This is a genomic window from Microcoleus sp. F4-D5, assembly GCF_036704885.1.
GTDB lineage: Bacteria > Cyanobacteriota > Cyanobacteriia > Cyanobacteriales > Microcoleaceae > Microcoleus.
The window spans coordinates 154,731-181,225 of record NZ_JAUBSX010000003.1 but is presented as its reverse complement, the minus strand read 5'-3'; the positions used below and the strand labels follow the sequence as shown (position 1 = coordinate 181,225).

The following is a 26,495-nucleotide window of genomic DNA, read 5'->3' as shown; positions in this document are numbered from 1 at the left end:
TAGTGAATGCTTCTGTCCTATAACTGGGAATGAATAAGGACTGAAGTCATTAACAACCTTAACTATTGATTTTCAGGAGCGTCATTTTCTAAATTATCTGGGATGTCGGGTTTGTGTTCTGGCAACTTTTCTGGTCGGCTTTCGGTGACTTCTATAGATTCATATTCTTCATGGATAGCAGAATCGATTGCTGCTAAGGTTTTAGGACTGGCACTCCACTGGTTGAGAATATCTTTAATTAGGGCTTCCCTAATCCAAACTTGAGCGACAACGGTGAGGGGGAGGGCTAGCAATAAGCCTAAAAATCCAAAGAAGGTGGCGAAGAATACTTGAGCTATTAATGTTACTGCTGGCAGCAGTGATACTTGCTGCGCCATAACGTAAGGGGTGAGGAGGTTGCTTTCAAATTGTTGAATTAGAAAGTAGAGTATGAGCACAAAACCTGATTTTAAGGGAGAGTCTAAAAGTGCGATCGTCATTGGGGGAATGACGCTCAAACCAGGCCCTATATTGGGTATTAGGTTCAGCAAACCAGCTAAAACAGCGTGAGCTAGAGCTAGGGGAACTTGCAATACTGACAAACCAATTAAACTCAGAAAAGTGATGACGCTCATGCTAATTAAAGCGCCGATTACCCATCGACCGAGCGCTATTTCGCATTCATCTAAGATACCATCGATTCGCCGCCGATAAAAAGATGGAAAAAGTTGTATAAATGCTTTGCGGTAAGAGAGAGGTTCTGCTAATGTCATTAATGTCAAAACTATGACTAGCAAAAAGCTGAGAATAACACCTAATGTGTTGCCGACAAAAGCTCCTGCACCGCCGACGAGTTGGTTGAATATGGGTCGTAGCTGTTGGATAATATCGTTAATATCAAGATTCGGCAGTCGCTGACCAATTTGTCCAGAAAAGCGAGTTTCGAGCTGATCTATCCAATCATTTAATTTTGCTATTACTTGAGGGGCTCTTTGGGTAAGTTGTTGAAACTGTTGGGCAAAGGGCGGTACAATGATTAGGAATAATCCTATGAAAATGAGGACTAGGAAACTAACTGATAACAGTACGGCGATCGATCTTTTGAGCCCGAATTTTTGCAAGTAGCGTGCTAGTCTGTTTAAGGCTGTGGCTAAGACGACGGCGGCAAACAACAGCAGTAGGGCTTGCCTGATTTGCCACAGTATGTAACAAGATGCGATGAGGGCTAATAAGCCCATCCACTGTCCTAGCTTCATTAGATTTTAGATTTTAGATTTTAGATTTTAGATTGAGGAAAAGGGTATTGGGAATGGCTGCTTGGTAATTGCTCTGCACCCGTGAAGCGATAAATCGCACCTCTATAAGATACCTTAGATGCGGGCGATCGCATCTTTAATCAGATACACCTACTCGGACATCAGTATAAGCAGCCTCCTCAATTCCCTTTTGCGAACACCTGCTGCGCTGTCAGCTTCAATTGTGGGAAAGTTGGAGACTCAATACCCTCGCCCCCTCGGAACAGTTTGACTTGGTACTCGCCGTCTACAAGTTGGTAAACCGAAAAAGTAGGTTGTTTTGGATTGCCGATAAACCGTCTGCCGCCCAATCCTAGATAGTCTATAATCCAATATTCTTGGATGCCCATTGATTCGTATGCCTCAAGCTTTAGGGCATAATCATCACCCCAATTAGTGCTAGTTACCTCGACGATTAGGGGGACTGATGAACCCATTGTGATAATTGATGATTTTTCCCATCGTGGCTCGTTTGCAATGGTTTGTTCGTTGAGTATAATAATATCTGGTTCATACCCCGATTCCTCGCGCATAGGTTTGATGACGCATTCTTTGGGGATGAAGTAGGGTAGGTTTAAGGGTTCTATTTTGAGAAATAACCAGCCGCTGGTAAAACCGGTCACTTTAGAATATTTGCCTGTTGCTTTTGGCATCTCAACAATTTCTCCATTGTGCAGTTCGTAGCGGTGTTCTGAATTTTTCGGATACCAGTCAATGAATTCATCGAATGTTACTAATTCAGGTATGATTTGAATCATGGTGAGTGCCTTTAGTTTGGTTGCGATAAGCTGTAAGGGGAATTAAGATTTGGGCAAAAACATAGTCTTTAGACCTAGTGTAGATCGCACTTTTTGATGGCGTCTCTACTGCTGCTGTTGGCGCGATCGCCAGCCGAGGATAGCAGCTAGGATGATACTGGGGGTAAAGACGGCGATGAGGGCGTTGAGGTCGGTAGAGGGTATGGATAAGCTAGGCCCTACGTACTTGATGGCCAGGGAAAGGGCGGCGGATAGGGTGAATACTTTGATGATGGGGCTGATGTTGGTGTTCATTGAGGTGGTAGTGGGTTGTATAATTAGGCATTGAGACTATTATCGCAAGTTTGTGCTAAGCCCGGAAGTAATAAAAGATTAGGAGAGGGGCAGGATTGAGAGCAAAGTACCAAACCTTTGTTTTTTTGCCAGATAGCCGATTTTAACTAAACTTACAATTAAATTACATCCCGTTAAAACACGATCTATGACCTACACCACACCCAAATTACTTAGCTTTGAGGAGTTTATCGCCCAATATGGGGATAATACACGCTATGAACTAATTGACGGAGAACTCAGAGACATGGAACCTACTGGCCCTCACGAAGCTGTTGCCGGGAGTATTGCGGGTAGAATTTATGTCGAAATCTTTCGGGATAACTTCAACTGGTTGGTTCCTAAAAATTGTCTGATCAAACCACTATATGCTGAAGCTACAGCGCTGCGTCCTGACGTAGTTGTTTTAGATAAATCAGAACTCTGTCAAGAACCCCTTTGGCAAAAAGAACCATTTATTTGTAACGGTAGTACCATTAAGCTTGTTGCTGAAGTAGTCAGCACTAATTGGCAAGATGATTATGCCAGAAAAGTGGAAGAATACGCTTTATTGAATATCCCAGAATATTGGATTGTGGACTTTCGGGGCTTAGGTGGTTGGCAATTTATCGGCAACCCAAAGCAACCGACTTTCACAGTCTGCCAGTTAGTTAATGGTGCATACCAGCAGCAACAATATCGCTTGGGAGATACTATTTATTATTACCAATTTCCAAATTTACAACTGAGACTCGACGATATTATGCCGACTTGAAAGTTTGGTATTTACTGAGCGATCGCACCTTGGGCAAAAAAGGCAATCTAAACTTATCACAGAAATAACGTTAACAGTATTTAATGCTTTATGAATTTTGTTTTAAACCCAGAAATTGATTGAGGTTCCCATGATGACACAGACACTCTTAAAGCCACTAGACCAACGGTTCATTAATTCCGGGATTAGCTGGCAACATTTCAAGCTAATTGAACAGGGGTTTTCTGACTCCCCTGGTATCAAGTTGTTTTATTACAAGGGAGAGGTAGAAATATTGGCAGTTTCAGAAGACCGCGAAGCGATAAGCCGCACCCTCACTATTCTTTTGGCTCTTTACTTTGACATCAAAGACATTAAATTTAAACCTACAGGAAGCCTTACTCTAGAAACAGAAGGCGAAGCTTCTGCACAACCTGACGAATCATATGTTATTGGTAGGTCAACTGGAACTCCTCCCGATTTATCTGTAGAGGTTATCTTCACTAGCGGTACTGTCAAAAAATTGCAGTGCTATCGAGTATTGGGAGTTGCTGAAGTCTGGTTCTGGGAGGATGGTGTACTGTCTATGTATCGCTTGGGTTCTGAGGGTTATGAAAAAATTTATTCAAGTGTGGTTTTGCCAGATTTAGATATTAATTTACTGTGTCGCTGCTTGCTGATGGCTTCGAGTGTGGAAGCGATGAGGGAGTTTAGGAGGGGGATTTCTGGTTAGGACGATCGCAGCTATTTTTTTATGCTTAACTTGATTTGGGTAGGTTGGGGCGATCGCCAGCCGAGGATAGCAGCTAGGATGATACTGGGGATAAAGACGGCGATGAGGGCGTTGAGGTCGGTAGAGGGTATGGATAAGCTAGGCCCTGCGTATTTGATGGCCAGGGAAAGGGCGACGGATAGGGTGAATACTTTGAGGATGGGGCTGATGTTGGTGTTCGTGGAGGTGGTAGTTCGTTCTATAATTAGGCATTGAGATTATTCTGCAAAGTCTCTGCCGTTATTGCGATCGCACATTACAGTTTTTAACAGGAAAGTGACGATGAATGTTGTTTTAAACTCCGAATTAGAACAGTTGATCCAATCTGAGTTAGATACGGGAAAATATGAAAATGTAGAAGCGGTGTTGAGAGAAGCATTAAAGCTTTTATCTGAGCGAAATAGTCGCCGAATCATTGCTCGTAAAGTAAAGGATTTATTTGATAAAACGCAAGCGCTACCAGGGGTTCAAGAAATTACAGAGGAGGAGATTGCAGCGGAGATTGAAGCTTACCGGAGAGGTGAATGAAGATTGTTGTTGATACTAATATTTTAGTGTCTGGGATTTTGAGGGGACGGATGCCCAAAAAAGCGATTCAGTCAATCATCGATCGCCCGGACTGGAAGTGGCTGGTATCACTAGAAATTATAGCGGAATATAAGGATGTTTTGTTACGTCCCAAGTTTAAGCTAAGCCAGGAAGTAATAGAAGAGTGGTGGGAGATTTTTGATACGGTAACGCAGTTGATTGAAGTGGAGGTTGAGGTAGATTTTCCAAGGGATAGGAAAGATGCTAAATTTCTCGCTTGTGCTTTGGCTGGTAATGCAAATTTTTTAATAACTGGCGATCGAGATTTTACTGAGGTAGAAACTTTGGGCAATACTAAGATTGTTTCAGTTTCTGGTTTTCTGGATCAAATCTTAGAAGAGGGGGAGGATTGAGAGTAAAGTATCAAGCTGCGATAGGGGTGATCGCGCCCCTATCTTGGCTGTTGGCGAGATCGCCAGCCGAGGATAGCAGCTAGGATGATACTGGGGGTAAAGACGGCGATTAGGGCGTTGAGGTCGGTAGAGGGTATGGATAAGCTAGGCCCTGCGTACTTGATGGCCAGGGAAAGGGCGGCTGAGAGGGTGAATACTTTGAGGATGGGGCTGATGTTGGTGTTCATCGAGGTGGTAGTGGGTTGTATAATTAGGCATTGAGATTATTATGCCAAGTCTCTGCCGTTATTGCGATCGCACATTACAGTTTTTAACAGGAAAGTGACGATGAATGTTGTTTTAAACCCAGAATTAGAACAGTCGATCCAATCTGAGTTAGATACGGGAAAATATGAAAATGTAGAAGCGGTTTTGAGAGAAGCATTAAAGCTTTGATCGGAGCGAAATAGTCGCCGAATCCTTGCTCGGAAAGTAAATGATTTATTTGAGAAAACGCAAGCTATCCCAGAGGTTCAAGAAATTACCTAGGAGGAGATTGCAGCGGAGATTGAAGCTTACCGGAGAGGTTGATGATGATTGTTTTATAATGTTTCAGTAGTTTGATGGAGGTTCGCATCATGGCACAGACTCTCTTACAGCCACTAGACCAACGGTTCATTCAGTCCGGGATTAGCTGGGAACAGTTCAAGCTAATTGAACAGGGGTTTTCTGACTCCCCAGGGACGAGGTTGTTTTATTACAAAGGAGAGGTAGAAATATTGGCAGTTTCCCCAGAACACGAGTTTTTTAGTCGGACAATTTGTACGCTGCTGGCTATCTACTGCGCCGAAAATGAAATTGAGTTTGCCCCTACGGGAAGCTTTACCCAAGAAAAGGAAGGGGTAGTATCTGCACAAGCTGATGAATCTTATTTTATTGGCCGACGGATAACCCCAAATTATCCCCCAGATTTATGTATCGAAGTTATCTTCACTAGCGGTACTGTCAAAAAATTGCAGCGCTATCGAGTATTGGGAGTTGCTGAAGTCTGGTTCTGGGAGGATGGTGTACTGTCTATGTATCGCTTGGGTTCTGAGGGTTATGAAAAAGTTTCTTCAAGTGTTGTTTTGCCAGATTTAGATATTAATTTACTGTGTCGCTGCTTGCTGATGGCTTCGAGTGTGGAAGCGATGAGGGAGTTTAGGAGGGGGATTTCTGGTTAGGGCGGGCGCAGCTATTTTTTTATGCTTAACTTGATTTGGGTAGGTTGGGGCGATCGCCAGCCGAGGATAGCAGCTAGAATGATACTGGGCGTAAAGACGGCGATTAGGGCGTTGAGGTCGGTAGAGGGTATGGATAAGCTAGGCCCTGCGTACTTGATGGCCAGGGAAAGGGCGGCGGAGAGGGTGAATACTTTGAGGATGGGGCTGATGTTGGTGTTCATTGAGGTGGTAGTTGGTTGGGCGATCGGTTGTGAGAGTATTATTGCAAGTATGTGTTGCGAGTGGGCTTGCAGTTTGGACGTGAGGTGGGGGCGATCGCTTTTTCCAGGCGATGCGCGGGTGAGATACCTTTACATATTAGAATAGGGAGTACCACATCACAATTTAGCAACATCAGGAGCGATTCAGAATGGATACCCATGAATCAGAGTTAATAGAGAAAATTCGTCAACAATTTGACACTGCTCCTTATCCTAGAATTCCCCTAGAGACATCTCCTAAGAATAACTATCAGACTCTGTATCTGCATAATTTGGTAACAGCTTACTATATAAGAAATCAGAAAGTCATAGAAACTGAAGGAAAAGTTATTTTAGATGCCGGCTGCGGCAGCGGGTACAAATCTTTAATTTTGGCAGAGGCCAATCCGGGAGCCAAAATTGTTGGAATTGATTTATCCGAAGAGTCTGTTAAGCTAGCCAGACAGCGCTTGCAATATCACGGCTTTGAGAATATTGAGTTTCATGCTTTGTCAATTGAGGAACTGCCTAGTTTAAACCAGCAGTTTGATTATATCAACAATGACGAGGTGCTTTATCTCTTGCCAGACGCAGTTGTCGGATTGCAAGCCATGAAATCTGTTTTGAAACCGGATGGAATTATTCGCACCAACCTCCACAGCTCCCTCCAGCGAAGTTCTTACTTTGCAGTTCAAAAAGTATTCAAAATCATGGGATTGATGGATGATAATCCTAGGGAGATGGAGATAGAGCTAGCCAAAGAAATTATACAGGACCTAAAAGATGACGTGGCTATTAAGTCAAGAACATGGAGTTCTCCAGCCGAAAAAAACGAAGAATGGATGCTGGCTAACTATTTGCTGCTGGGAGATCGAGGCTATACTATACCTGAAGTGTTTTCAGCATTAAGAAATGCTGATTTAGAATTTATTAGCATGGTGAGTTGGCGGTTGTGGGACTTGACGGATTTGTTCAAGGAGCCAAATAACATACCTGCGTTTCTGGCAATGAGCTTGCCAGACATTCCTGTGGAACAACGGCTGCACCTGTTTGAACTTTTACATCCAGTTCATCGTTTGATAGACTTTTGGTGCGGTCTTCCCAACCAAGCTCAGTCGTTTGTACCAGTTTCAGAATGGACTGGGGATCACTGGCAGCAGGCAAAGGTGCATCTGCATCCTCAGCTCCGAACTCCCCAGTTAAAAGAAGACTTGATTAAATCTATCACTAACCAGAGTTCCTTCGAGATTAGCCGTTATGTCACTTCGCCAACCTTAGTGCCGATTTTAATAGAGAGCAGTATGGCAGCTTGCTTGCTGCCTCTGTGGGAGGGGGCGCAGCCTGTGATATCGTTAGCGGAGCGCTGGCTCAAGCTTAGACCCCTGGACCTTGTAACCCTAGAACCTGTGAATCATGAGAGAGCATTCAATGAAATCAAGGAAATTTTGATGAGCCTAGAAGTCTTTCTGTACGTGCTTTTGGAGGGTTCTTGAACTCTGTGTACCTTTCACTGAGACTGCTAAAAACATTTTTGCGGGCAGTGATATGAAGTTGAGCAGAAGTGGGTAAGTTACATATAAGAGTTAGAAATCGAGCATCCCACCCCTCTAGGAGAAACAACCAATGAAAACTGAATTTAAAGCCAGATTCCTGCAACACCTCAATCAAAAAAGACAGGATAAGGGTTTTACCCTGATTGAACTTTTGGTCGTTATCATCATCATCGGTATTCTATCTGCTATTGCTTTGCCCTCCTTCCTTAACCAAGCTAACAAAGCCAAGCAATCAGAAGCTAAGCAGTACGCTGGTTCTATGAACCGTGCCCAGCAAGCGTCCTTTGCTGAGCAAGGTAAATTTGGCTCAAACGTTGAGGTTCTGGGGCTGGGCATTAGAACTCAGACCGAGAACTATAAATATAGTGTTTTACCAGCAGGGGGCGCTATTGACTCAAACACTACCCAGGTTGGAAATGTCGCGTCAGGTCAAAGCACAGCGCTCAAATCGTATATAGGATCGGTAGCTCTGGTTCTACCGGCAGGCTCACCTGACAAAACCAGCACGGCTGTATTGTGCGAGAGTACTGGGGCTGGTGTAGCTGCACCGGATTTGGCAGTTACGCCTGCTACTGCTACTAGCTTAGCTTGCAACAACACTACCTATACCGTAGTGTCGAAGTAGGAAAGCCATCAAAGCAGGGATTGTTCCTGCAAGCCTAACCTGAATTTTTTAACAAAGTGGGTAGTGTTGTTTACACTACCCATTGCTATTCAGGAGGTTTATAAAAACTGGAAAGCTTCAATAACTATTACTATGACAATCTCTTTAGAAAACATTTCATCGACTGTTCTAGCTGATTGGCAGCAAAAAGCCCGTCAATATCTAATCGAAGGAGATTGCACTCAGGCTGCCAACCTCTACGAAAAGGCAATTGGAGCGGAGCCGGAAACTAAGTCCCACTACTGGCACTTGGGGTTGATGTTGCTGTTGCAGGGGCAAGAGATGGAAGCTCAAACGACTTGGCTGCTGGGCATGGCAGACGGGGAACCGGAAGAAGTTGAGGAATGGACAGCTCAACTTTTATATGTGCTGCAAATGGAAGCAGAGCGCCGGGAGGTTTTGTCAGACTATTCTGTTGCTTGGGCAATTCGGCAGCATATAAGGGAAATTAATCCGGCGGATGTTAACAACTTGTTGCGTTTGATTGAGCTTTTCATCCGGCTTGAGACTTTTACAGGAGACGAACTGACTTCTGTTGGCTTGATCGAGTTGCTACAGGTAGAGCCGGCAATTGAGGTTGACGCAGCTCTGTTAATGCAAGTATTGCAAAGTGTTTTGGCTGGCAAACCTTCACATCCGGCAACGCTGGAGTTTGCAGAAGTTTGTCTCGCTCATGTCCGCGAACCTCAAGTTTATATCGGAATTTTATTAGAAACTGCTTGCGAGCTAGGCTATATATTAAGACTAACTAGAGTAGCAATACACTTGGCTGAGCTGGTTTTACGCTTAGATTCAGAGCATCCCGAGATGGTTCGCCACTTGGCTTGTTTTTATCAAAATGCCGGTGAATATGATGAGGGGATACAGACAGCTAAGCTTTTCTATTCATTAATACAAGAATTACCGGCTAAAGTTTATGCGAATCACCTGATTTTGCGGGGGTTGATGAGTGCAGGCGGATACTGGGAAGAAGCTTGTTCGGTACTCAAGCGGCTCAAGTCAGATCAGGAGTTGTTGATAGAATCAAAGCCGACATCGCTTAACTTATCGACTGTTGACGACTTATTTGTTACGAGCTTTTTTTACCCATACTTTCAGGACGAGCCAATAAATGCTAGAAAAATTAGTAACGAATTGGCTCAGCTATGCCAACTCAACGTTCAAAACAACAGCAAGGAGCAGATAGAGGGATACCGACAGCGACAGTTAGCTCGAAAAAGCCGGGGCATTTCTGCTAAGCCGCTGAAGATTGGCTATTTGTCCCACTGCCTGAGAAGGCATTCTGTGGGCTGGCTAGCACGATGGCTGTTTCAGCATCACGATCGCGATCGGTTTCAAATTCATGCTTATTTTCTCAATTATGTTAATACCGATCACTTTTTACAAGAATGGTATGTCAATCACGTTGATAAAGCCTATCGGTGCGGGATTGTCAGTACCAACGTTGCCGAGCAAATAGATAAAGATGAGATTGATATTCTGATCGATCTCGACAGCATTACTCTAGACATTAACTGTGAAGTGATGGCGATGAAACCCGCGCCCGTTCAAGTCACTTGGTTGGGTTGGGATGCGTCAGGAGTGCCTGCAATTGACTATTTTATTGCCGATCCATACGTGCTGCCGGAGTCGGCTCAGAATTATTACAGTGAAAAAATCTGGCGCTTGCCCCAGACTTACATAGCTGTGGATGGTTTTGAAGTTGGAGTGCCAACATTACGTCGCGATCAGTTGAAGATTCCTAACGATGCTATTGTGTATCTCAGTAGTCAGAGCGGTTACAAGCGCCATCAGGACACAGCGCGACTACAGATGAAAATTTTGAAGGAAGTGCCGAATAGTTATTTTTTAATTAAAGGGGGGGCTGACGAAAAATCAATTAAAAATTTGTTTTGCCAGCTAGCAGAAGAAGAGGGTTTGGAGGGCGATCGTCTGCGATTTTTGCCAACAGTTACTTCAGAGGAAGTTCACCGAGCTAACTTAGGTATTGCGGATGTAGTTCTGGATACTTATCCTTATAATGGAGCCACAACTACTCTAGAAACTCTTTGGATGTGCATTCCCTTGGTGACGCGAGTCGGGCAGCAATTTGCCGCACGCAACAGCTATACTATGATGATGAATGCAGGGGTAACAGAGGGAATTGCTTGGACTGAAGAAGAATATGTGGAATGGGGAATTCGCTTAGGGAAAGATGCTGCTTTGCGGCAACAAATTTCGTGGAAACTGCGGCAGTCAAGGCAAACTGCTCCGCTTTGGAATGCCCAGCAGTTTACGCGAGAGATGGAAAAAGCATACCAGCAGATGTGGGAAATTTATCTCCAAAGTTAGTCTTATTAAGCTATACTCTCAAACGAGTCAATATCACAATCACTAATATAATCCCGAATTCGGGCAACGATAGGCAGGGAACCTAGTCCCTGCTTGACTAGCTCGGGAAATTGAGCTAGGCCCTCAATGATATTGTTGGCAAAGTTATATTGGGGGTTACTGCCATGTTGCAAAGTCAGATATTCAAATAATTCTAAAGCGTAGTCCGGGAAATTCATAGTGTCGGCAATGCAAGCCAATTTAAGAATATTATCAGGTGTTGTCATATTTTGATCGATTTCTTTTCCAATTAAATCGCGGAAGTAAAACGCATCTCCCCACAGTAATTGTCCGCCGCGGAGTGTTGAACCAATAGGGGAATGACTGCGGAAACGGCGAGCACCTGTTAAGTCAAATAGTGTAAAACCTTGGTTTCTGAGATAGATATCTACATCTGCAAACAAAGGTTGATTTAAGTATAAATTTGAAAACGAGACTTCAACTTGAACAGCTAGAATACTTCGTTTTAAAATTTCTACTGCACCTTCTAATACCAAAAGTTCGGCACCTTGAACATCAATTTGCAGGAAATCTATTTCATCAATTCCTTCCTGCTGGCAGAACTCATCTAAAGTGGTGGTTTCAAGTTCTATACAAAAATCTAAGTTCACAAGTTCGGGTAGTCCTGAAAAACGTTCCAAGTAAGGTTCATTCGGTGGATAAAGCGAACTGCACATGGGATGTTGTGTGACATAAAGTGTGGATTCACCTACAGACTTTGCTAAGGCTAGAGGAATATGTTTTTCAGTCCAATTGACTTGTCGTGCTTCAAGGTCAGCATTGGCGGCTTCGCAAGCATCTGCATCTGCATCAAAACCGTAGATAGTCAGCCGAGGTGCAAAAATATTCCATCCCTGGCTGCCATAGTCATCTTGGGTCGTTAATTTACGACAGCCAACATTACAAACTGTCATGTTAATTTGTTCTAAATGACCGCTTTTCTTTAAGCTTTCAATAAAAAATGTCATACTCAAAGTATCCTCTTCTTTTTCCAAAACTGATTATTCTTGAGTTAATAGGTAACTTTGATTTGAGGGTAAAGCGATGATATTCATGTTTCCGTGCAACTCTTCGGCGGAGTTTACAGGAATTAGTTTCTGCAGGTAAGGTTGATAGCGGAATAATCGATATCCTCTCCCTCTAAGGTAGTCAGCAACAGGTAAATTGCTGTCTTTACTTCCGGCAACAATATTTTCATACATAATGACGGGAGCAAATTCAGATAATATTCTGTCGCTGCCGGTCAATACTGACAATTCGTGCCCTTCAACATCTATTTTGAGGAAATCTACTCGGCTCAAGTTTTCCTGCTCAATCAAGCTGTCTAGAGTAAAGCAGGTGACTTCTTCAAAAGAGTCTGGCTGCATTTCTGCGACAGCTTCGCCAGTGGCGATTTTGTTTAATTCACTGGCAGGGGAAAGAGATAAGCGAACTGTTCCAGAGCGATCGCTGGCAGCACCGGCACAAACTTTCACCCAGTTTAGATGATTTATTCTACAGGTTTCTTGCAAATAGCTAATGCAGCCAGAAAAAGGCTCTACTGCCAGCACGTGCCCTTGGGAACCGACTCGCAGAGCAGCGCTAAAGGTGTAAACTCCCACATTAGCACCCACATCGATAACGGTCATGCCTGGTGCGATCGCACTGCGCCAAAATTCCATTTCTTTTTCAAACCAGTCTCTTTCGGCAATCAATACGCTGCTGGTTATACAACCGTAAAACCTCGGTTCAACTGCTAATAAAAGTTGAGTTTCAAAAGGCACATAAGTGAAGAGACTGTTAACTTCTAAGTCAGTCCATCTCCACTCTAGAGAATTGGGATGCTGTTGAGCCAATTGTCGAGCAAAATTTAGCCATTCCTGGGCATATTCTATCTGCTCTAAATCTTTACAGGCGATGTATAGAGCTTGCAGCACGGGTGCGGAATTCGAGGAAATTTGTTTGGCACGGTGCAAATACATGACTCCTTCCGATCGATCGTTTAGCAGACTGTATACTCCTATTTTTAAATTTATGGAACCAGAATCTGGTAAAACTTGAGCCGTTAGGTGCAGCAGCCTCATTCCGAATTCATTGTAAGAAATTATCTGCGATCGACCTAGAGCTTCAATTAACAATAATATCGATTGACTGCGAGCGTCTTCGGCTTGTAAAATTTGAATTAGCAGTTCTGCTTGGTACATCTTCAAACTACTACCAGTCGGCGGCAGATAAACAAGAGCTGGAGGAATTTTTTCTCGTGTGCCGCCAGCAGACTGCTGAATACCAAGGGATACCAAAAAATGAAAAGCTTCTTTAATTGCTTCATCGGATTCTCCCGTCAGGGCAAGAACTAGGGCAAAATGAGCTGCACAGAGTGGATGATTGTATAAATCTACTGCACTCTTTAAGGCTTCTAAAGCTGTATTAATATATATTTCTTTGAGGGATGATTCCTGGCACTGCTCTGCTTCTATCAAGGCTACTACAGCAAAATTGTTTAAATCCGTCGCTGATACAGGTTCGTCCCAAGATGTATTCTCAAGAATTGAAGCTACGCGCGACCAGGTATCTAAATCGATAGTCCGACAGTTTATTTGGAGGTATTCTAAGTAGCAAATCGCGGAGGGTTTTTCGTTAATATTATGTTGTCTTTGAGAGACTTTGAGAAATAAACTTTCTGCTAAAATGAACTGCCAATCTCCTGTTTCTGATTGGACGGCTCGCTGGCGGCTGAAGCTAGCGAGATCCCAGCAGGGAAGGTTTTCTGCTTTGGCTGCTGCGATCGCCTGTTTATTTTCGTTCTCTATGACAAGTCTACCCTGGATGCGACTCAACAGCGCTTCCCGCTGTTTTTCCTCCAGTTGTCCTACCAAGGAAATTTCGGCACACTCAGTAACGTCCAAATCTTCTTCTATCAGCAGATTCATAGCAACACTGGATAAAATCAGATTTGCATCCTCGTTAGAAATGTTGCCAGTATCTACAAGTAATGTCATCTTCATTCGATCGGGGTGAGAGGCGATCGCCCTGATAACTTGTGTAAATTCTTCGCAAATCGTCTCTTCTGATGCTAGCCAATTTGGGAAAACGATTAAATTGATTGACCGCAGCTTTAAAGGCAAGAATGCTGCATCTATCAAAGCCAAACTCACCGTTTTCGCCATTTTCGACCACGAAAAATTTTGCGCTTGTTTGAGACCTGCAGCAATTAAGGCCTTGCGAACATCCGGCTTTTGCACTTCGCAAAGCGCATTCGCCAGTCCGCTAACATCAGTATCGTTCACATATAATGCCGCTTTTCCTGCGACTTCAGGTATAGACGCATTTGCACAAGTAATGACTGGACATCCGCAAGCGATCGCTTCCAGCACAGGTAAGCCAAAACCTTCATACTTCGAGGGATAAACCAGTGCAACAGCACCGGAATAAGCAGCTATCAACTCTTCATCGCTCAGTTGCAGTAAAATATGTACCGCACAGCCTGACGTATAGTCTCTAAACTTTGTATCTAATAACAAATCGCTACCCGTACAGACAATTTCAAACCCTTGTCTGCTTTCAAGTTGAGCAAAAGCCTGGAAAAACAAAGTTCCATTCTTATAGCCGATTCCAGGCCCGATCAAAAGAAAGTATGGCTTTGATATACCGTACTTGTTTTTAAAATGATTAACTGCCTCTGGACTCGCTGGTGAAAATTTACTGTTAACTCCGCAATGAGCTACAGTTACTGAATCTGAGGCAATATCTGGAAAAAACTTTACTAAGTCACGGGCTGTATTTTCGGAAATTGCGATGTATGCAGATGCGTGGCGAATCCCGAAATGCTTTTCACGCCACATCGGTGTACTTAAATTTACTCCTTCAACTTCTGGAATCATGTCATACGCTATGAATGCAGAGGGAGTTGATAGGGGAGTTGTGTAGTAAGTCGAGATAAATAAGTCTGCACTCTGTTCGTCACAAACTTGCTGTAGCATTGCGCGATCGGCATCCACTGTGTCATAGTTGTAACCAGGCAAAGGACGGTACTGGATGCCGGGAATTTCCGGAACAGTTCCCGTTCTGTCAATAACAACTACGTGTTCGGAAAAACCGTTTTCTACCCATTCTTCTAAGAGAGATTTCCATACCCGAGCAATTCCAGTTTTATAGCGCTGAAAAAATACGCCGTCTACAATTATTTTGGGAAATAGCTGGTGAGGTTTGGCAGACTTTTGTTGCTGAGGTACTTGTACAAACTTCCAGGTATTGCTATCTTTTTCTTTCTGCGCGATCGGCTGGATTCCACAAGCCTTTGCAGTATCAACCGCCGTTAAATCTTTAACCCAGGGAAAATACTGACTCAAGCAAAGCGGGAATCTAGTTTGTCGCTGCAACTCTGTCCATTTAGCAACAGCATTAGCATAGCCGTAGTATTGCTCTTTAAAACGCAACTGTTCTTTTGTGGCGTAAGCGAAATGTTGAAAAATTAGCCCGGCTGCTTCAGTTTCTTCGTGTAAAAAAGGATTGACCGCAGCCACATCGCGCCAACCGTCAGGATTGGGTTCCGCTAATCTTGGAGGTTCGTGAGAGATCCAAAATGCTCCGGGCTTAAATCTCCAAGTACGCAACCAATCTTGTTGAGGATTCTGAGCATAACAATTGCGAGTGCTAATAACCAGATTCTCTCCGACAAAATACCAGCACCAGTAGAAAGCTGCTGTTTTTTCAGGATGATTGATAAACATCTGCCGCGCAGTACAAATTTGCTCGGCTGTCCACAGTTCATCTACATCCAATTGCCACAGCAAACATTCCTCTCTAATGTTTGTCAATGGCGCATTCGTCATTTCGCGTTTTCCATCCCAGAAAACACCTTCCGGTTTGCGATATACTGAAACGTTTTCAGGGTATTGTCTTGCCAGTTCGTCTATGTACTCAGCAGTTCCGTCATTACTGCGTCCGTTGTTGTGAATTTCGTCCGCAATTTTTCCCCCGGAGTTTAAAGACCAAGCTGTATCGTGCTTCAAGTCTGCTACACCCTCAACAATATGCCAGTGCCACTGAAAAGGTAACTCTTTTAAAACTTGGATATGGTAACGAATAAACGGTTGTCCATTGAGAACGATTGTGAAAAAATGTAGGGGCATATCGGAAACTTGGCGAGTTTTTTTTATTGTTTCAGTCTTCTTGAAAACGGAATAACCGTGACGCAAAAATAGATTTTGCTCTACCAGTACATAGTTGGAATCTAAAAGTAATCTGCAATGATTCTGATAGTTCTTAAACGTATCGATGTCGTCAAGCATAATAAACTTGGCTCCATATATTTCGTCTAGTTCCACTCGTCCCGTAAATTCAGAGCCGTCTATTATCACTACATCAAAAATATCGATGTTATTTTCTTGCTTTATTTTTTTGATGCCGTTCGGCTCAACCCCGGATTCTTTAACATATTTTATATTATCTCGCAGCCAATCTATTACCTGTGCGAGTGGATAACCTCTTAAACCTGTATTAATGTTGTTGTAGAAGTTGATAACTTCTTGTTCCTCGGGAAATTGTTCGAGAGAAACAGTAGAGACGTTGTAGCACTTGACAAAATCATCATTAGCATATCTATTTTTTAGTTGAGCAAAGCGAGGTTGTGAAATTTCTACACAAAATAGCATTGGGTTGTTCTGATTTTGCCGAATCCCTGTCACCAATGCCTCTGTACTTCCTTCTCCCGATGACGAGCCAATTTCTAAGACTGTTTTAATATCTTCGTTCTGAACAATCCTTTGAATAGCCAGATAAAATTCATCATTTTTAATCTCAGGTGGAATTATCCTGTTGAACGACGATTTAGAAACGTTATTGTTCATAGTTGCACTCACTTAAACTTAGTTTTTATAATTTGATATTTGCGAAGGTTTCTATTTTACACAGTGGCAAGTTACCTGCTCTGTGTGCCACGTGTTTATTTTCTTGCTCCAACACAATGCGAGCGCGAAGATGGTGCGAAAGAATTTCCCATTGCAGTTCGCTCATCTGTCCGATTAAGGTAATTTCCGGCACCTCGCCAACATCTAAATCCTCTTCCAGCAGCAAAGTCATGGTAACATTGCACAAAATAAGGTTAGCATCCTCTTCATCAATGTCGCTACTGTCTATAAGTAGAGTGATGCGATCGCGATCGCGATGAGCCAAAACACCTTTGATGACCTCTGACAACTCGCCAGAGAGAGACTCTTCTGGCTGATGCCAATTTGGGAAAATGATTAAATTAACTTCTCTGAGGTTTAATTTCTGGATCGTTTCTTCAATCAAGTCAAGATTAATTGTTTTCGTAGTTGTTATTAATTCGGGGTTAATTTCGTTAGTAGAGCGGATAAGGTTGACATTCCGCAAAATTGGTTCGCTATTCCACGGATCGAAAGGAATGAGTTTTTGAGCCGATAAGTGCGGACGAAAGAAAAATTTGCCTTTTTGGTTGAGCATACAAGCTGCGAAGGAAAATGAGCTATTGGAAATTGCTGTGATATCGCACTGGCTCAATAAATAAAAATCTGGATAAAATTCTGCTTCCGGTAACTCCAAACCTAAATCTTTTGCCGTGATGGGATTATACTCCTCAAAATCACTTAAAACTTTTTCCGGTTCATCGCTAGCAATAAATAGTATTGGTTCGTCGAGGGTTTCCCACAAACCTTTTAGCCATTCTCTGTACCATTCGCTCGGTGCGATGAAGAAATCGCTGTAGCCGTAGTCTCCCCGCCGCAAGTGCAAACCGACGATTGTTTTGCCGCGCGATCGCAAACAATCCAAGGCTTTCTTCATTTTAGTTTCTATTGTCGGCACCGGTTTGAACAGCGATATGAAATACTCCTTGTGCGGTGCATAATACTTTGTATGGTACTGAAAGTAACCCCAAAAATCCACATTTTTGAAGGTTTCTTTGGCTTTTGGTATGCGAGCTTCTAAAAGGTTATTAGTTTCTTCGCTAACTACAGGTAACTCCTGAGAAATTGGCTGATCTTTGCAACCAAAGAGAGCCTGACCAATCCAGGCTGGTGTCTCTACTCTGAAGTTATGTTCTTTTGCGTATATTGTCAAGAAAGCATACTGAAATATTTGATTGGCAAACCGTCCGTTTCTGCCAAGCGTGGACATTGTAATTACCGGCTTTTTCACATAAAACGCATCGCCCCAAGATGGATGGAAGGGTGTTGCAGTTGCAGCGCGATCGAAACCGCACCTCTCCAGAAAATCATCGATTTCGTCAATTAAAGCGCAGCCTTCATAGAGTTCTTCATAATTAACTTCCGTGTTTATTGCTTCTATGTGTCTGAGAACGTTCGTTGCTCCCTGCAAAGCCAATAACTCTGCACCTTGAATGTCAATGTTTAATATATTAAATTCGGCGGGATTAATTTCAAGTTCTTCTAGAAGTGTATCCAGAGTTCTCGACTCCACAACTACACGCTCAACTTCCTTTATTTGTGGATAAAACTTTTGATGATCCTTCAATGGTAAGATAGAACTGCTTTGATCCAAAGAAGTTACATACAATGTGCTTGTGCCGTTGATGTTGCTAACTGCACAATTCACCGCTAGCACGTTAGGAAAACCCGCTATATTTGTTTTCAAACGTTCAAATACAGCAGGATTTGCTTCAACAAACAGTACCCTTTGCACTCCCATTTCTCGGTATCTTGCAATTTCCTTGCCTTCGTGTGCCCCAATGTGAATAATGCCGCGCGGTGCAACAGAATGTTTTCCGCAAAGCTGCTGCAAATCGAGCAGATTTGGTGCTTGACTAAAAATCAAAGCTGTGAACCTCTCGTTCACAGCTAAAAAGTTGCTATACTCGTAATTCTCATATTCTGGTAAAAACTCGGGTAAGGGTTGTAAAGCATGGGGCAGTATTTTAAAGATTGTATAACGAAATTTTTGTAAATGCTCGAATACTTGTTTTAATGTGATGTTGGCATCAACAAATGTTCCGCCATACTCAAACTGAATATAATCTACTTTGCCTTTTTGTAAGAGGTTCGTTGCTCCGCTAAGAACTTCTAGTTCGCCGCCTTCTGTATCAATTTTTAAGAAATTAATTCGCTTTATACCCCTTGTTTGGACATAATCATCAAGGGTAGCTGTTAAAATATGAAATGGCTGAGGCGACTGAATATTATATTGTTTTTCGATTTCAAATCGGCGGTGAAATGTACTCCATCCTGAAAATTTATCGTAGTAATAAAATTCCCTGATTTCCTGTTGGTGTGCTATTGCCAAGTTGTTTAACACGAGTTGACCTGTTTTAATCGGTTCAGCCAGGTTTTGTAGAAGTGTTTGATATATTGGCGGTGCTGGCTCAAACAAATGGATTTGAACGTCGGGGCATATGTTTAATACTTGATTTGTCCAGCTACCTATGTTTGCGCCAATATCGAAAACCACATTACCGGAAGCAATAAAATTTTCTATAATCTTTAATTCATAGTTATTGATAGACTCTACCTGATTAATATTATTAGCAGACACCGCAGTGCTTTGATGATTTTGTTCCGGCTTCCCGGTGCCTGTATTTCCTAAACTTGTGTTCAAATTTTGGCAATACTGAAAAATTAGTTCTTTTGCCCGCGCCGGAACAGCAATAATAACATCATCAATAATTACAATATACCTGCTGTTTTTTCCTGAATTTAAAAAGTTTAATACTGCGCTAATATCCGGCCAATGTTGAGGTGAATGGGGCGGCGGTGGAGGAGATAAAAACAATCGGGCATCATCAATAAAAATAAAGTGTTCGCAGTCAGATCGGTTAATTATTTTGATTTCAGCGAGTAAGGGACACTCATCGATTTCTCCATAGGTTTGCCCTCCGCTCCAGTGAGCGTCTAGCCAGAATAAACTTGGGCTTTGAAGTTGTGATACTGTATTATCAAGAAGGTTTCTGGTATCACCGTACAAAAAGTCTATGTTTTTGATATGACCGTATTTTTCGGTAACTTTTTGATAAAGGTTTTGAGAATACTCTATTGTAAAAACTTGTTCAAATAATTGGCTTGCCCAGTATGCTGTATGACCTTGATAGGTTCCTGTTTCAATAAAATTATTAATCCCGTAAGCTGCTTTTAGTTGGGAGATGATGTCTATTGGTGGTCCCATGCGTACTATGCCCATATTCAATCCTTCGTTTTGTGAAACTAAGTCGGGTATTTTAATTAGGAAGCTGCATTTAATTTAAGGATTTTCAATCTCTCTTACTAACAAAATTGACCGATCGCCTACTATTTCCCCTTCGCCTGCGCCAACAGCGCCTTATAATCCGATCGTCCGGGATTTAGCTTCACCAACTTCTCCAAAGGCTCGATCGCCCCTTTCCCATTATTCATCTGCAACCGCACATTTGCTAACCCCTCCAGAGCCGTCTGATTCTGCGGTTCCCGCTGCAAAACCGTTTCATATCCCCTTTCCTGCGCCGCCAGCAAAGATTCCTGGGAAACAGCAGCCGCCGCCGGCTTTTGCTGGTGCTGGCTGCTCAAACCGCTGCTGAACAGACTGAAAATACCAAAAATCGCAGAACCACCAAACGAAACCATTGATACTAACGCAAAAATCTGCTTAATTCGATCGCTCCGATGAACCGGACGAGCACTAGATTTTTTTTGTGTACTTTCCATTGCTAATTCTTGGCCTCGCTGTTTTCCAGGCACTCAAGAAGCGCCTATATCTAGATTGCCCAAGTTCGATCGCAAAACGATCGCCCCTCGCAATTTAAAATTTTCGCTAACACTACTTACACATCAACCGATATTTGTCAAGCAAATTCAACCAATTGTCTGGTTCACAAGCGGGCCGAGCTTCTAACAATTATCGTATAACTTTACAAAGACGCGCCCGGACGCAGTACAGGTATGCTTCTAATAAAGCCCTGATAGTACCCTTTGTCTCTTCATGTTCGGGGCTAACTGTCATAATTTCTAAAATTCCATCTAAGTAAGCAAATTTGATACCGCCGACAGACTCAAAAGCGGCTTCTAGCGATTCAAATTGCGACCAACTCACTCCTCTTAGAGTCAGACAACTATCGGTGACAGAGTTTTTGACTGCTGTTTGTGTCATGTTTTCTCCTTATCCTTTTTTTAGATTAATCTTTTGAGAGCGCAACTGTTTTCTCAATTTTATTAACTTTTGTTCGATCGCGCGAACCCTACACCCTCAAACTCCATCAGGATTGATACCCTGACTTCTCAAGTATGCCATTAGTCGATCGGCCCTCTGGCGTTCCTCTTCGGCGCGCTGGCGTTCCTGTTCCACCCGTTCGGCACCCCACAGCAGCAAATTTTCATTCTCATCCCACCAGCGCAACCAATAACCCGTTCTCTGAGATTTTTCACCTTCCCAAACCCCCAGAAATAAACCCATTGATTCTATCCAGAATCGTTGATTAGCATCCGGTTCTTGCAATTCGTATTCTCCCGAGGTCGAGAGTCTGTACACTTCCAATACTCCCGATTTAGGTTGAAAAATTACATAAATCGGTACTTGCAAAATTCGCTCATAAAACCGCCATTTCCCGTAAGGATATGTCGGCTTATTTGAATATTCACTGCCGTCAGTATCCGATAAAAATTCCATCACTACAGCAGGTACTTCTCCCTCAGCATTGCGCGTATAACTAACTGCGGCGAACTTCTCCTGTTTCTGCGGGCAATACCGAGGGAACGTACACCCAATCTGGGGCTTTTACTACTATTTTGTCGTTGACTTTGGCACAGAGTCCAAAATTGGAAGCTATTAGCATTGAAGCTAGGATAAATCCTGCGATATCCAAGGCTTCTCGGAGGGCGGCGGCTAAAAGTGGTTGGTCGATGTTTTCTACAGGGTCGTCTGGTAATTTAAAGTCATCTGGCAATTTTTCCCAAGTTACAGTATACTGGGTTTTGCTTTCAGCCGATTTCGATAATGTTTGCGTCATTGATTTTACTTTTTGAGCTTGAAAAATTTTTTGTTAATAGGGTTTGGACAATAAATTTAATGCCGGGTGCTAAAGGCGCACCTTATTAACTAGCTGTAATCGGAGTGAGTATTACCCACCTTACTAACTAGAGGAAGTTGCGAATCTTGCAAGGGCTGTTATTCAATGATACCTCTTTTAAGGGGTATTTTATGGAGCAATTTGTTCTGCTGACCTGGCAGTTTGAGCAGGTATAACAGGCAATTTTGGCTGTTTTTGCAAGCGAGGAAATCCAGGCTCCACTGATGGATTTCTGGCAGTTTTACTCGCATTTACTTTCTGAGAAAGGGGAGCTAATGTTTGAGTTACTTTAACTTGCTGTCGCAGTTGTTCTGTCGAACCCAATAAGCCTCCCAATCCGTTGAATAACCTGCGAATGTTGTTGCGGAAAGCCGGATCTCCTGTCAAATCATCCACGTCGGAAGTAATTTTCTGCACGTTCTGAAATGTAGCTCGTGCAGAATCTAGAGTTTGCTGCAATAATAGCAAAGTTGCCGGATTGTTTACCTGGCTGGATAAATCTCGCAAATTACCAGAAGCTTGGGCTGCATTCGCTGATAAAACTTCTAAATTGTTCAGCAATTGTCCTTGGTTGATGCGATTAATTGTCGGACTCAAACTGCTGACAGCTACCCGCAGTTCCTGACTGCTTTGATTGATGTTATTCAGAGTTGAAACTAAACTGGCGCGGTTGGTTGCTACTAAAGAATTGAGTTGGTTGGCTGTTAATGTAACTTGATTGGCTGCTTGAGTTACTGAATTAGCAGAATTTATCGCAGCGGCAGATACGGCTTTTGTGGAAGTGTCCGCCGTAGCTGCTACTTTAGAAATATCAGCCGCGACTGCTGATATTTCCGTCTTTAGCGATTGATTTAAGGTGCTGGCTTCTCCCTTTAATGATTGATTTAAACTGCTTGCCTCTCCCTTTAATGATTGATTTAAACTTGCTATTTCGGTTTTAACCGATTGATTTAAGCTTCCAATGTCTCCCCTGACAGATTGATTTAAATTTTTGATTTCGGTTTGGGCAGTTTGAGTTAATTTCGATAAATCTTGAGTGAGTTTAGCTGCGCCTTTAGCGGTGTTGGCTGTATTTTCTGCCAGGGATTTAATATTGTTGAACAGCGCGGGGTCGGTGTAGAAATTAGCTAGGCGGACTGTGGATTTAATTAGTTCGTCGATAGTGACTCCAGCTTGACCTTTTAAGCGCGAATTTTGGCAGATAATCTCAGGGGGACAGTCGGCACTAACGGGATTGGCGGTAAGTAACGATTCTGGCAAAATCGAGTTGGGGGTAATGTCGATCGACGATTCGCCAATTAAACCGGATTTATTCGCTTCGATCGTAACATCCCGGGGAATCACTAAAGTACCGGGGGCAATTTCCAGCGTCACGTCTACGCCGTTGGAACCCGGTTTGAGGGCGGTAATTTTACCGACTGCAACCCCGCGATACCTGATGGGCGTGCCTATTTGCATTCCTTGGGCGCTGGCAAATTCTACGGCGAATTTGTAGCTGCGGTTCCCTAGCTGCACGCCCCGCAGCCAAAGCACTAAGCCGCCAAATAAACCGATTCCTACTAAAATTAAGAACCCGACAGAACCTTCTCTTACAGTTCGCGATCGCATATTACCTCCTCAGTCATCGGTCATTGGTGATTAATCGTTAGTCATTGGTCATCAGTCATTTCAATCTAAAATCTAAAATCTAAAATCTAAAATTGGCTGACTATCCAATCACTTGAATTGGCCCAGTAACACTGCCGCTAAAAAATTGTTGAATTAACAAATTATCTGTCGATGCAATGTCATTAACAGTTCCCTCCCACTGCACTTTGCCTCGATAGAGAAACACGATGCGATCGGCAGTGCGGCGGATGGTACTGTCTTGGTGAGTGACGATCGCATAAGTGCTGCAAACACCTTGGGCCGCCTGCAAGTCGCGGATTAAATCTTCAATTACCGTCGAAGCGATCGGATCTAAACCCGCCGTCGGTTCGTCGTACAGCAAAACCTCTGGATTGTCTCTAGCATTATCGGGATTCGCCATGATGGCGCGGGCAAAACTTACCCGCTTCCGCATTCCCCCAGACAACTGCGCCGGATAGCGTTCGCCAATTGCCGGCAAACCCACCATCTCTAACTTCTCCTCTACCAATTCCCGAATCCGGCGGCGCGGCAGCTTAGAATGCTGGTACAGTAAAAAACCGACATTCTCCTCCACCGTCAGCGAATCAAACAAAGCCGCTTGCTGAAACACCATCCCAATTCCGATCGGATCTGCCACGTCGTCAACCCATCCGACCCTGCGCTGTCCCTGAACGAAAACCTCACCGGCATCCGGGGCCAACAAACCCGCAATTATCCGCAGAATCGTAGATTTCCCCGTCCCGGAAGGACCAATAATTGCCAGGGCCTCTCCCCGATAAATCCTCAGATCGACTCGATCGAGGATCGGGTTCTGGCCGAAGGACTTACTTACCCCCTTGAGTTCGATTAGCGGCTCAATCATAAGATGTTATCAATAAGTTGTCAGTCCTCAGTCATCAGTCTAGCTAATCACTAATGACGAATGACTAATGGCTTAAATTGACTGATGACTTAAATTGACTGCCAGAATCAAAACTCTCTTGTATTGTAAATTTGTCAGCTCGAGCTGTTCCAATACCCTTAAGACTAATTAACCATGTCAATTAGTTCACTTCCTAAAGCCCTCCGCGTCTTGGCTAAAGCCAAGCAGGTTTTTGCCCAATCCAGAAATCCTTACGCCCCTTCTTTGCGGAACGGGCGAGTTCACCAGTGGTTTAAGTGGTTAGCCCCCGGACTTTTAGTGAAACGGTGGCTGCTGATCAGTGCCAGCGGCGTGGTACTTGCCACTTTGGGTTTAGCAATTTGGACTGGGATGACTCCCATTTTCTTCTTATTGCAATTGTTGAGAAATTTTTTAGCGTGGATTGCGGAAGTTATTCCCAATTACGTGTCGGGGCCGATCGTGATTGCTGGCGGGATTTTGTTAATTCTGTGGGGGCAAACTCGCAGTTTGAACTCTATTACTCAAGTGCTGATGCCCGAAGGGAATGAGGAATTGGTCGATCGACTCCTCAACCACCGCCGCTTGCACCGCGGCCCGAAAATTGTGGCAATTGGGGGCGGTACCGGTCTTTCTAATTTGCTCAGGGGATTGAAGGATTACAGTGCCAAAATCACTGCTATTGTCACGGTGGCGGATGACGGCGGTTCTTCCGGGCGGCTGCGCCGGGAAATTGGGGTATTGCCGCCCGGAGACATTCGCAATTGTTTGGCGGCTTTGGCAGATGAGGAAAAGTTATTGACTGAGTTATTTCAATATCGCTTTCAGGCAGGTGACGGTTTGATGGGTCACAGTTTTGGGAATTTGTTTTTGACGGCGATGAGCGATATTGCTGGAGATTTGGAACAGGCGATCGCCGCGAGTTCTAAAGTTTTAGCAGTTAGGGGAGAAGTGCTGCCGGCTACTCTGAGCGACGTTTCTTTGTGGGCAGAACTGGCTGACGGCCGGAGGATTGAGGGGGAGTCCAGCATTACAAAAGCTAACGGAAAAATCATCAAAATTGGCTGCACTCCTGCTAATCCTCCGGCGTTGCCCAAGGTGGCCCAAGCACTTCGGGAAGCGGATTTTATGATTATTGGGCCGGGGAGTCTTTATACGAGTGTCATTCCGAATTTGTTGGTGCCGGAAATTGCTGATGCGATCGCCAACAGCGAAGTTCCGCGTATTTATGTGTGCAATATTATGACTCAGCCGGGGGAAACAGACGGATACAGCGTTGCAGACCATATTCGGGCGATCGACCGCGCTTGCGGCCGGCCGCTGTTCGATGCTGTAGTAGTTCAAGGCAAAGTCCCTTCTGCAAAGGCTTTGATCCGCTATTCTCAAGAGAATTCTTATCCGGTTGTGCTCGATCGAGAAGCCGTAACGCAATTGGGGCGGCGAGTTGTCATCGCCAATGTCATGGATGAAGATCAAAATACGGGTTTAATTCGCCACAATTCTCAAAGGTTGGCGGGAATGTTGCTGCGTTGGTACGGCCGCGCCCAGAACATTTAAGCTGCTGAGTGCTGACAGTTGAGTGTTGACTAATTTTATTGGTTATTGGTTATTAGCAGCCACAAGCAAGTAACAAATAACAAATAACTAAGGACTAATGACTAATTATTGAAATGAAAACTTTGCTTCCAGATTCTGAGGCTACGCGCAACTTTGGTGCTGCGTTAGGTCGATCGCTCCCCCCCGGCACTATAATCTTATTACAAGGAGATTTAGGTGCGGGCAAAACTACCTTGGTTCAAGGCATCGCTGAAGGTTTAGGAATCTCAGACTCGATTGATAGTCCTACTTTCACGCTGATTAACGAGTATTTTGCTGGGCGAGTTCCGCTGTATCATCTAGATTTGTATCGACTGGAACCCGAAGAAGCGGAGGCTTTGCACTTAGAAAGTTATTGGGACGGGTTAGAAAGGGATTTGGGAATTGTGGCGATCGAATGGGCGGAAAGATTGCAGTACAAACCAGATAATTCTTTGCAAATTTATTTGAGTTATCTAGATAACGGGCGGCAAATTGAAGTAATGGGTAATGGCGAGTTATTAAATTGGCAATTGGAAATTTGAGAAAAGGCGATCGAATTTAAATGTTGCACTATTCTCACTC

At 43.6% G+C, this 26,495-nt stretch carries 23 protein-coding genes and 1 pseudogene; 12 read left to right on the top strand and 12 right to left on the bottom strand.

The genetic code is table 11. From position 1 onward, the window contains the following. Positions 1 to 62: 62 nt before the first annotated feature. The 3 genes from QUA80_RS02960 to QUA80_RS02950 form a co-directional block, all read right to left on the bottom strand. Positions 63 to 1,235, bottom strand: coding sequence for an AI-2E family transporter (locus tag QUA80_RS02960; protein WP_333421261.1), 1,173 nt, complete (start codon positions 1,233 to 1,235; stop codon positions 63 to 65). Positions 1,236 to 1,414: 179 nt separating this feature from the next. Further along, on the bottom strand, positions 1,415 to 2,032 hold the full coding sequence (locus QUA80_RS02955; RefSeq protein WP_333421259.1) for a Uma2 family endonuclease: 618 nt from the start codon (positions 2,030 to 2,032) through the stop codon (positions 1,415 to 1,417). 105 nt (positions 2,033 to 2,137) lie between these two features. Beyond that, positions 2,138 to 2,326: a hypothetical protein gene (locus QUA80_RS02950; RefSeq protein ID WP_333421257.1), complete on the bottom strand. Its 189-nt coding sequence runs from the start codon at positions 2,324 to 2,326 to the stop codon at positions 2,138 to 2,140. A 187-nt stretch (positions 2,327 to 2,513) separates the two neighbouring features. Here QUA80_RS02950 and QUA80_RS02945 point away from each other — a divergent pair, with 187 nt between their 5' ends. From QUA80_RS02945 to QUA80_RS02930, 4 genes are all read left to right on the top strand, one after another. Beyond that, on the top strand, positions 2,514 to 3,119 hold the full coding sequence (locus QUA80_RS02945) for a Uma2 family endonuclease (protein WP_333421255.1): 606 nt from the start codon (positions 2,514 to 2,516) through the stop codon (positions 3,117 to 3,119). 130 nt (positions 3,120 to 3,249) lie between these two features. Next, positions 3,250 to 3,831, top strand: a complete 582-nt coding sequence (locus QUA80_RS02940; RefSeq protein WP_333421253.1) for a Uma2 family endonuclease — start codon at positions 3,250 to 3,252, stop codon at positions 3,829 to 3,831. Positions 3,832 to 4,152: 321 nt separating this feature from the next. Further along, the gene (locus QUA80_RS02935) at positions 4,153 to 4,398 is read left to right on the top strand and encodes a type II toxin-antitoxin system ParD family antitoxin (RefSeq protein WP_333421251.1); all 246 of its coding nucleotides are present in this window, start codon (positions 4,153 to 4,155) and stop codon (positions 4,396 to 4,398) included. After that, positions 4,395 to 4,811 carry a putative toxin-antitoxin system toxin component, PIN family gene (locus QUA80_RS02930; protein WP_333421249.1) on the top strand — a complete coding sequence of 139 codons (417 nt, stop codon included), beginning with the start codon at positions 4,395 to 4,397 and terminating at the stop codon, positions 4,809 to 4,811. The genes QUA80_RS02935 and QUA80_RS02930 overlap by 4 nt, the downstream gene beginning before the upstream one ends. Before the next feature lie 38 nt (positions 4,812 to 4,849). Here QUA80_RS02930 and QUA80_RS02925 read toward each other — a convergent pair whose 3' ends face one another. Continuing rightward, entirely contained in the window at positions 4,850 to 5,038 is a 189-nt protein-coding gene (locus QUA80_RS02925; protein ID WP_216670621.1) for a hypothetical protein, read from the bottom strand. Between the two features lie 100 nt (positions 5,039 to 5,138). Between QUA80_RS02925 and QUA80_RS33675 the strand changes: the two genes are divergently transcribed. The 6 genes from QUA80_RS33675 (at position 5,139) to QUA80_RS02900 (ending at position 10,800) form a co-directional block, all read left to right on the top strand. Then, positions 5,139 to 5,246 (top strand): ribbon-helix-helix domain-containing protein, encoded by a 108-nt coding sequence (locus QUA80_RS33675; RefSeq protein WP_445302195.1) that lies wholly within the window; start codon positions 5,139 to 5,141, stop codon positions 5,244 to 5,246. A gap of 182 nt (positions 5,247 to 5,428) precedes the next feature. Then, positions 5,429 to 6,013 carry a Uma2 family endonuclease gene (locus QUA80_RS02920; protein ID WP_333421247.1) on the top strand — a complete coding sequence of 195 codons (585 nt, stop codon included), beginning with the start codon at positions 5,429 to 5,431 and terminating at the stop codon, positions 6,011 to 6,013. Positions 6,014 to 6,034: 21 nt separating this feature from the next. Beyond that, positions 6,035 to 6,379 (top strand): hypothetical protein, encoded by a 345-nt coding sequence (locus QUA80_RS02915; RefSeq protein ID WP_333421245.1) that lies wholly within the window; start codon positions 6,035 to 6,037, stop codon positions 6,377 to 6,379. 43 nt (positions 6,380 to 6,422) lie between these two features. Beyond that, on the top strand, positions 6,423 to 7,745 hold the full coding sequence (locus tag QUA80_RS02910) for a methyltransferase domain-containing protein (protein ID WP_333421243.1): 1,323 nt from the start codon (positions 6,423 to 6,425) through the stop codon (positions 7,743 to 7,745). 130 nt (positions 7,746 to 7,875) lie between these two features. Further along, positions 7,876 to 8,430 (top strand): type IV pilin-like G/H family protein, encoded by a 555-nt coding sequence (locus tag QUA80_RS02905; protein ID WP_333421242.1) that lies wholly within the window; start codon positions 7,876 to 7,878, stop codon positions 8,428 to 8,430. 132 nt (positions 8,431 to 8,562) lie between these two features. Beyond that, positions 8,563 to 10,800, top strand: a complete 2,238-nt coding sequence (locus QUA80_RS02900) for an O-linked N-acetylglucosamine transferase family protein (protein WP_333421240.1) — start codon at positions 8,563 to 8,565, stop codon at positions 10,798 to 10,800. Positions 10,801 to 10,805: 5 nt separating this feature from the next. On the opposite strand, the gene QUA80_RS02895 is transcribed toward QUA80_RS02900, so the two are convergent. The 8 genes and pseudogenes from QUA80_RS02895 to QUA80_RS02860 form a co-directional block, all read right to left on the bottom strand. Continuing rightward, a complete protein-coding gene (locus QUA80_RS02895) occupies positions 10,806 to 11,834 on the bottom strand; it encodes an FkbM family methyltransferase (protein WP_333421238.1) in 1,029 nt (342 codons plus the stop codon). Between the two features lie 6 nt (positions 11,835 to 11,840). After that, positions 11,841 to 16,667: an FkbM family methyltransferase gene (locus QUA80_RS02890; RefSeq protein ID WP_333421236.1), complete on the bottom strand. Its 4,827-nt coding sequence runs from the start codon at positions 16,665 to 16,667 to the stop codon at positions 11,841 to 11,843. A 25-nt stretch (positions 16,668 to 16,692) separates the two neighbouring features. Then, the gene (locus tag QUA80_RS02885; protein ID WP_333421234.1) at positions 16,693 to 19,968 is read right to left on the bottom strand and encodes an FkbM family methyltransferase; all 3,276 of its coding nucleotides are present in this window, start codon (positions 19,966 to 19,968) and stop codon (positions 16,693 to 16,695) included. Positions 19,969 to 20,075: 107 nt separating this feature from the next. Beyond that, positions 20,076 to 20,468 (bottom strand): tetratricopeptide repeat protein, encoded by a 393-nt coding sequence (locus tag QUA80_RS02880; RefSeq protein ID WP_333421232.1) that lies wholly within the window; start codon positions 20,466 to 20,468, stop codon positions 20,076 to 20,078. A 190-nt stretch (positions 20,469 to 20,658) separates the two neighbouring features. Continuing rightward, positions 20,659 to 20,910, bottom strand: a complete 252-nt coding sequence (locus tag QUA80_RS02875; RefSeq protein ID WP_333421230.1) for a hypothetical protein — start codon at positions 20,908 to 20,910, stop codon at positions 20,659 to 20,661. Positions 20,911 to 21,006: 96 nt separating this feature from the next. Continuing rightward, a pseudogene (locus QUA80_RS02870) lies at positions 21,007 to 21,766 on the bottom strand (Uma2 family endonuclease). 189 nt (positions 21,767 to 21,955) lie between these two features. Then, positions 21,956 to 23,434: an MlaD family protein gene (locus tag QUA80_RS02865; RefSeq protein WP_333421228.1), complete on the bottom strand. Its 1,479-nt coding sequence runs from the start codon at positions 23,432 to 23,434 to the stop codon at positions 21,956 to 21,958. Between the two features lie 100 nt (positions 23,435 to 23,534). Continuing rightward, positions 23,535 to 24,317 carry an ATP-binding cassette domain-containing protein gene (locus QUA80_RS02860; RefSeq protein ID WP_333421226.1) on the bottom strand — a complete coding sequence of 261 codons (783 nt, stop codon included), beginning with the start codon at positions 24,315 to 24,317 and terminating at the stop codon, positions 23,535 to 23,537. A 174-nt stretch (positions 24,318 to 24,491) separates the two neighbouring features. On the opposite strand from QUA80_RS02860, the gene QUA80_RS02855 reads away from it, so the two are divergent. Then, a complete protein-coding gene (locus tag QUA80_RS02855; protein WP_333421224.1) occupies positions 24,492 to 25,892 on the top strand; it encodes a gluconeogenesis factor YvcK family protein in 1,401 nt (466 codons plus the stop codon). 113 nt (positions 25,893 to 26,005) lie between these two features. Further along, entirely contained in the window at positions 26,006 to 26,455 is a 450-nt protein-coding gene (gene tsaE, locus QUA80_RS02850) for a tRNA (adenosine(37)-N6)-threonylcarbamoyltransferase complex ATPase subunit type 1 TsaE (protein WP_333421222.1), read from the top strand. The last annotated feature ends 40 nt before the right edge of the window (positions 26,456 to 26,495 follow it).